Consider the following 7,225-nt stretch of genomic DNA (forward strand, 5'->3'; position numbering starts at 1 on the left):
TCAGACGTGGGGATACCCTGTTGACTGGCGATAAAAAGCCACAGAGCGTTCGATGGGAAACAGCGACCTGCCGCCCTGTTGACTGTCGATAAAAAGCCACAGAGCGATTGGATGTGAAGCAGCGACCTGCCGCCCTGTCGGTTAATGATATAAGGCCGCCTGAAAGTCAGACGTGGGGATACCCTGTTGACTGGCGATAAAAAGCCACAGAGCGTTCGATGCGAAACAGCGACCTGCCGCCCTGTCGGTTAATGATATAAGGCCGTCTGAAAGTCAGACGTGAGGATACCCTGTTGACTGGCGATAGAAAGCCACAGAGCGTTCGATGCGAAACAGAGACCTGCCGCCCTGTCGGCCAGCGATAAAAAGCCACAGAGCGTTGGATGTGAGAAAACGGCCTGACACCAAGTCGGCTACCGATCGCCGGGTAAACCCAGGCCTCGCCTTTACCAGAGCCTTTTCAGCCTGGCTTTGTAGCCGTCAGGCCATCCAGCCTTGTAGCTAATTTTTCAAGCACGAAGCCAGCCGGATCCTCAAAGCCCCCATTCTGCGCCACCACCTGCAAGCCTTCCAGCAGCAGCGTAATCTCTTTTGCCAGCGCCTGAGGCTCGGCCGAGCCTGCCTCAGTGCACCAGTCCACCAGCCGTTGAAACTGCCGCTGCTTGTGAGCAAAAATCAACGCCCTCACCTCCGGGAATTGCCCGGTGGTTTCCGCCAGTGTGTTGGTAAAGGGGCAGCCGCGCTGCAGCGTGCCGGTAAGATTATCAGCCAGAAACGCCCCAAAACCCCTAATCCGGGCGGTGGGTTCGTGCGGAAACTGTTCGGCAAGCCTGTCGAATACCTGACCATAATCTTCAATCAGTAATCCGATCCACGCCAATACCAGGGCTTCTTTAGAAGCAAAGTGGCGATAAAGCGTCATTTTCGTGGATTGCGCTTTTTCGGCAATGGCATCTACGGTCACTCGGGTGATGCCGTCCTGATAAAAAAGCGTTTCTGCCGCCTGAAGAAGGCGATCGCGCGGGGGAAGACGCGGTTGTGAGAGTGTAGGCATATTTCCTCGCTGCAATGATACTGGTTAGTATCGTACGATACCAATCGGTATCATTCGATACTAACCAGTATACACTCTCAGGGTGTCAAGGTCTTCTTAGCAACGAACCGGATCATTATGAATCTTTCAGACTACACATCTTGCGACGCTGTCGGCCTCGCCATGCTGATTGCTCAGGGCGATGTCACGCCTGAGGAAGTCAACCAGGCGGCCATCAAGGCGATAGAAAAAGTGAACGGCGAAATCCATGCCGTCATTGAAATCTGGCAGGATGAGCCAGCCAACCTGCAAGGCCCGTTACAGGGCGTGCCCATGCTGGTTAAAGATCTCGGCATTGCCGTTAGCGGTCGTCGTAACGAACTGGGGAGCCGCCTGACAGCCGGTTACGTGTCCGCTCAGGATTCTACCCTGACACAGAAAATGCGGCAGGCCGGACTGGTGCTGCTGGGCCGCACGACCACGCCGGAGCTGGCCGCCAGCACCACCACAGAGCCGCGCTTTAATGGCGGAACAGTTAACCCGTGGAACAAGCGCTACAGCGCCGGAGGATCGAGCGGTGGTTCGGCGGCGGCGGTAGCATCAGGGATGGTCCCTGCTGCCCATGCCACTGATGGAGGAGGGTCGATTCGCGTACCGGCCTCAGCCAACGGCTTGTTTGGCCTGAAGCCCAGCCGTGGGCGCATCAGCATGGGGCCGGAAGTGGACGAAGTGTGGTCAGGCCTGGCGGTACATGGCTTCGTCAGCCGTACGGTGCGGGACAGCGCGGCTTTACTGGACGCCGTGCAGGGAAATACGGCTGGCGATCCTTTTATTATTGCCGCTACGCATAACACGCTGAGAGAGAGTGCAGTGCAAGCCCCCCGCCCACTCAGGATCGGCGTGATAACGCATCCTTTAAATGGCCGACGCAGCGATCCGGAAGTGGTGGCCGCACTGGAGCAGACCGTCGGACAGCTTATCGCGCTTGGACATCAGCCAGAGGAAGCCACACTGGATATCGGCCGCTGGGAGGCTTTTGTAGAAATGAATACGCGTTTCTGGGCAGCGAATACCGCGGCCTGGATCGACGCGCTGGCTGGGGCGATGAACAGGTCGGTTAACGCCGATACGCTTGAGCCATCGAATCTGGCGCTGTGGCAGCTTGGCCACGAACTGAGCGCCGTTGAGATGGTCGGCGCAATGCACATGCGTAACGCTGTCACCCAGCGCATGGGGCAATTTTATCAGCAGTACGATATGTTGCTGACGCCTGTTTTGCCCGCTCTGCCAACCGAACTGGGTCATTACAATCGTCATCAGGACACGCTGGATGGACGCGGCTGGATGCACCACGTGTTTGACCAGTCCCCTTTTACCGCCCTGGCTAATGTCTGCGGCACGCCGGCCATGTCCGTGCCGCTGGGGCTCAGCCCGTCAAGCCACCTGCCGATCGGAATGCAGTTTCTGGCGGGATTCAATCAGGAGCCGCTTCTATTACAGCTTGCAGGCCAGCTGGAGCGGGCGTTTCCCTGGCACCGCCGAAAACCTGCCGTCTGGGCCGGTCAATAACCCCTTCAGTAGGCAGATCCCTGCCCGTTTGCGGCAGGGAATGTTAGTGGACTCACCCTCCCCGACGTGCACGCAAGAGCTATTCTGCCGCTTCAATACCCTTCTCCTGTCAGGCTCCCTTGCTTAGTTCTTCTTAACAGAACATGCGCTGTGCTGTGCCAGAAGCTGGCTTTTAAGAGCGCGTATCTGCCAGGTATTCACTTTCAAAGAAGATCGCGTCAGGCGGATTCAGGAGCAGCCACTCCTTACGATAAAGAGTCAGAACCCTTGCAAATGTATCAACGGCTTTCTTTGCGTAATTAATCACGCAGTAGCGTCAGGACGTTTTGCGCCTGCTGGTTGGCCATCTTCATCACGGCGGTTTGCCCCTGATCTTTAATCTGCGCCTTAGCCAGCTGGCTGGCTTCCTGCGCATAGTCCGCATCCTGAATACGGCTCTGCGCCGCCTGCGTCGCGATGCTTTCCTGCGACAGCACCGATTTGTTCGACTCGTAACGGTTGATCTTCGAGCCATAATCGGAACGGTAACTGCTGACTTTATTTAGTGCCGCATCCAGCGCGTTCATCGTCGTGCGAATGGCGCCGTCGGTCAGCAGGCTGGTGTTATCCAGGCCCAGCGTTTTGGTATCGGAAGGGGTTGGCCCCAGCGTATCCGACTGCACTGGCTGACCGTAGTTAGCGCTGGTAATGACCTCCAGAGGCTGGCTCTGTTTCGGCGGTACCGCTGGCGTGGTGGTCGGCTGTGGCAGAGTGCCCCAGGTCAGGTTACTGTTGAACGACCCGTTGCCGACCACTACCACGATAAGATCTTCGCTAACGTTGTCGATGCTGAGCCGTTCCAGCGTATTGCCGGTGACCGTGCCGTCGTTCGCCGCACCGCTGGTCGCATCTTCATAGCGATCGCCGTCGCCGCTATAAGTGATGTTCATTCCGTTATAGCTGGAGGTTTTACTGCCGTTTAACGCCCAGGAAGGGCCACCTTCATTCAGATCCGCCTCGTCGTAGCTGGCCCCGCTGTTGAACCCGTTGCTGATGCTCATCAGCTTACTGGTCGCAGAGGCGGCGTCAGTAACACCTTTACTGACCCACGTATAGTCTGGCGTGCCGCCATCAACTGGCGTGCCGGCTAAATGCTTGCCGTCGCGTGTAAAAAGCTGCACGTCGTCGTCCAGGCTCAGCGAATCCAGAGTAATAGAGAGGTTAGTGGTGCCGCTCGGAATATATGCGAGCGATATCACGCCAGAGTTAAAGGAGTAGTTTTGTCCGGCTACCGGGAATTTAGTGCCAATAGGCGCCACATTGCCCAGCAGTACCGGAGGCAGCTCCGGCCGATCGGTTGCCAGAGGGAACTGCCCAAAAATTTCGGTGCCGCTGGCGATGCCGTTGATGCCCGCCAGCAGCTGCTGATATTCCGTGTTATAGCTCTGGCGGTCGGACACCGACATAGTGCCGTTAGCTGCCCGGACCGCAAGGCTTTTGGCCTTAATCAACATATCACTGATGTTACCCAGCGCGCTTTCCGCGGTCTGCGCGTAGCTGATAGCGTCGTTAAGACCGCGCCCCACCGCGCTGTCTGCATTGACGTTCGCCTGCATACGGTTAGCAATAGCCTGCCCCGCCGCGTCATCGTGAGCGCCATTTATGCGTAAACCAGAAGAGAGCCGCTCAATGGATTGCGCCAGCTGCGAACGGTTTGCCGTCCGGGTATTGCCCGTAGCCAGCGCAGTTTCATTGTTGAAAATTGTTAGCATTATCACCCGGTACAGTTATTGAGGTAATAAGTTATCGGCCTGGGCCTGGGCGGCTTTAGCCGCTGCGCTTCTTCTTTACACAACCTAAATAAATCTTTCGTCCCGCCTGACAACGGCCTCGCTGCCGTATCGGGCAGTGACCTCGCCTGGTCAGAGAAGTTATTTTTCACCTATTAATAACTTATGGCACCCTACAAAGCGGAAATTTACCCGCAGATGACGGCGTCACCGCCGTTACTAACGTGATAATCCTCTCCTTTTTGTGATTTGACATGCATAAACCACGCATAATATTGCTTAACTTTGCCGCAGGCAGACAAATGCCTGCCTGTTATCGCCAGGTTATTAATAGGGTGTATTGTGCAACCATTAACCTTAATACAGAACAATATGTTTAACATATATGTAAAGACAGCAATTCATAGCAAAGATGCACTTTGCAAAAGAAATAAACACCAGGAAAACTGCGCCCGTCCTGATTTGAAATAATGCTTGCCTGATGGCACACAATCGGCGAAATTAACCGCCGATTTCCGAGTTTATAACTATGCGGCTAAAGCCCGTCCTGATGAAAACCGACTTAATTTTCGCTTCAAATCAGGCGATCGACTCCCGAGGTATTCGTGTCAACTGCAAACAAACATCCTGAGAACACCAGTCTCAACGCGTTTAAACAACCCCGATCTTTTTATCTGATTTTTTCAATTGAGCTTTGGGAACGATTTGGTTATTACGGCCTGCAGGGCATTATGGCGGTTTATCTCGTCAAGATGCTGGGCATGTCCGAAGCACAGTCTATTACGCTGTTCGCCTCTTTTAGCGCGCTGGTTTATGGGCTGGTCGCCGTAGGCGGCTGGCTGGGCGACAAGGTACTCGGTACCAAACGCGTTATCGTGCTGGGCACGCTGGTGCTGGCGCTGGGCTACGCGCTGGTGGCCTGGTCAGGCCACAATGTCAGCATGGTCTATATCGGTATGGCGACTATCGCCGTCGGTAACGGCCTGTTTAAAGCCAACCCTTCTTCGCTGCTCTCTACCTGCTATGAAAAAGACGATCCACGCCTGGACGGTGCATTTACCATGTATTACATGGCGATTAACATCGGTTCCTTTTTCTCCATGCTCGCCACGCCATGGCTGGCTGCGCACTATGGCTGGAACGTGGCTTTCTCGCTCTCGTTTGTTGGGATGCTGATTACGCTGGTAAACTTTATGTTTTTCCGCCGCTGGGTTAAAAGCCATGGTTCAAAACCAGACTTCCAGCCGTTACAGGTAGGTAAGCTGCTGGCGACAATAGTCGGCATTGCCGTGCTGATCGCGATTGCCACCTGGATGCTGCACAATCAGGGTGTGGCGCGCCTGCTGCTGGGGGCGGTCGCTGTGGGTATCGTGCTGCTGTTTGCCAAAGAAACCTTTGCGCTACAGGGCGCGGCGCGGCGTAAAATGATCGTTGCCTTTTTGCTGATGGTAGAAGCCATCGTGTTTTTCGTGCTCTATATGCAGATGCCAACCTCCCTGAACTTTTTTGCCATCCGTAACGTTGAACACAGTATTCTTGGCCTGACCTTCCAGCCCGAGCAGTACCAGGCGCTGAACCCTTTCTGGATCATGATTTTCAGCCCGCTGCTGGCAGCAATCTACAACAAGATGGGCGACCGTCTGCCCATGCCGCACAAATTCGCGCTGGGGATGCTGCTCTGCTCCGGCGCGTTCCTGGTCCTGCCGCTGGGCGCGAAATTCGCCAGCGATCTGGGTATCGTGTCGGTAAGCTGGCTGATCCTGAGCTATGCGCTGCAAAGCGTGGGCGAACTGATGATTTCCGGACTGGGTCTGGCGATGGTCGCCCAGCTGGTGCCGCAGCGCCTGATGGGCTTTATCATGGGCTCCTGGTTCCTGACCACGGCCGGTGCCGCGATGGTGGCCGGGAAAGTGGCTAACCTGATGGCGGTGCCGGAAAACATCACCGATCCGCTGCAGTCGCTGCACGTCTACGGCGATGTCTTTTTGCAGATCGGTATCGTGACCGGCGTAATTGCCGTGCTGATGCTGCTGACCGCGCCTAAGCTGAACCGCATGACGCAGAACTAACTGTCTACGCCAGCAAATAAAAAGGGTGACATCGCGTCACCCTTTTTTTATGGGCAGGCAAACCGAAAGCGGTAAATCCCCTGCCAGCCAGATGAAGCCATTGATAAAGTCAGTCCGGTACCTTCATGAAATAACGCGCCGCCTGCGCCCATTCTATTTCCGCCGCTACTGATAGCGAGCTGCCAGCAGCGGCTTCCCAGGCGGACTCCTTCGGCGGCTCGCATCATCCTGTACGGCGGCTTACTGCGGGTCTGAATCCTTTCTGACCGCATGCCATAAGGCGATTTTGCATAGCATGCAGCTGGCGCCTCGCGGTCAGGGGCCTGCCTGTTGCGGCGCCGGCACAGGGCATCACTCCGCTTCCTCAGGGTGCGGCAGCGAAGGCAGCGCGATAAAGCCCGGTAGCGACTCGACGTTTTGCAGCCATTGCCGAATCGCCGCATAATCGCGCAGCGATATGCCCCCCTCCGGCGCGCAGGCAACATAGGCGTAGCAGGCCAGATCGGCAAGCGTCGCGCTGTCGCCCACCAGCCAGCGTTTGCCGCGCAAATGGGCCTCCATCTGCGGTAAAAATTTGCGGGAAACCGCCACCGCCGAGGCGTAATTTTCCGGCGTGCCAAACTGTTTAATCAGCCGGGCCGAGGCCACACCATAGCGGATTTCGCCAGCAGCTTTGCCCAGCCACTGGTGTACCTGGACTTCCTGATACCGATCCTGCGGCAGCCACTGGCTGTCCGGCGCGTAGCGTTTTACCAGCCAGATGAGTATCGCGTTGCTGTCGGTAA

At 56.0% G+C, this 7,225-nt stretch carries 5 protein-coding genes; 2 read left to right on the top strand and 3 right to left on the bottom strand.

The window, feature by feature from the left end; translation table 11 throughout:
• Nucleotides 1-460: 460 nt before the first annotated feature.
• A complete protein-coding gene (locus tag RTK32_RS11925) occupies nucleotides 461-1,054 on the bottom strand; it encodes a TetR/AcrR family transcriptional regulator (protein WP_312044191.1) in 594 nt (197 codons plus the stop codon).
• Between the two features lie 117 nt (nucleotides 1,055-1,171).
• On the opposite strand from RTK32_RS11925, the gene RTK32_RS11930 reads away from it, so the two are divergent.
• Nucleotides 1,172-2,602, top strand: a complete 1,431-nt coding sequence (locus RTK32_RS11930) for an amidase (RefSeq protein ID WP_312044193.1) — start codon at nucleotides 1,172-1,174, stop codon at nucleotides 2,600-2,602.
• 299 nt (nucleotides 2,603-2,901) lie between these two features.
• Here RTK32_RS11930 and RTK32_RS11935 read toward each other — a convergent pair whose 3' ends face one another.
• Nucleotides 2,902-4,353 (bottom strand): flagellin, encoded by a 1,452-nt coding sequence (locus RTK32_RS11935; RefSeq protein WP_312044195.1) that lies wholly within the window; start codon nucleotides 4,351-4,353, stop codon nucleotides 2,902-2,904.
• A gap of 623 nt (nucleotides 4,354-4,976) precedes the next feature.
• Here RTK32_RS11935 and dtpA point away from each other — a divergent pair.
• On the top strand, nucleotides 4,977-6,440 hold the full coding sequence (dtpA, locus tag RTK32_RS11940; RefSeq protein WP_312044196.1) for a dipeptide/tripeptide permease DtpA: 1,464 nt from the start codon (nucleotides 4,977-4,979) through the stop codon (nucleotides 6,438-6,440).
• Nucleotides 6,441-6,791: 351 nt separating this feature from the next.
• On the opposite strand, the gene RTK32_RS11945 is transcribed toward dtpA, so the two are convergent.
• Nucleotides 6,792-7,225: glutathione binding-like protein (locus RTK32_RS11945; protein WP_312044198.1), on the bottom strand; the 434-nt coding region annotated here is incomplete at its 5' end.

Source organism: Erwinia sp., from assembly GCF_031978025.1.
GTDB lineage: Bacteria > Pseudomonadota > Gammaproteobacteria > Enterobacterales > Enterobacteriaceae > Erwinia.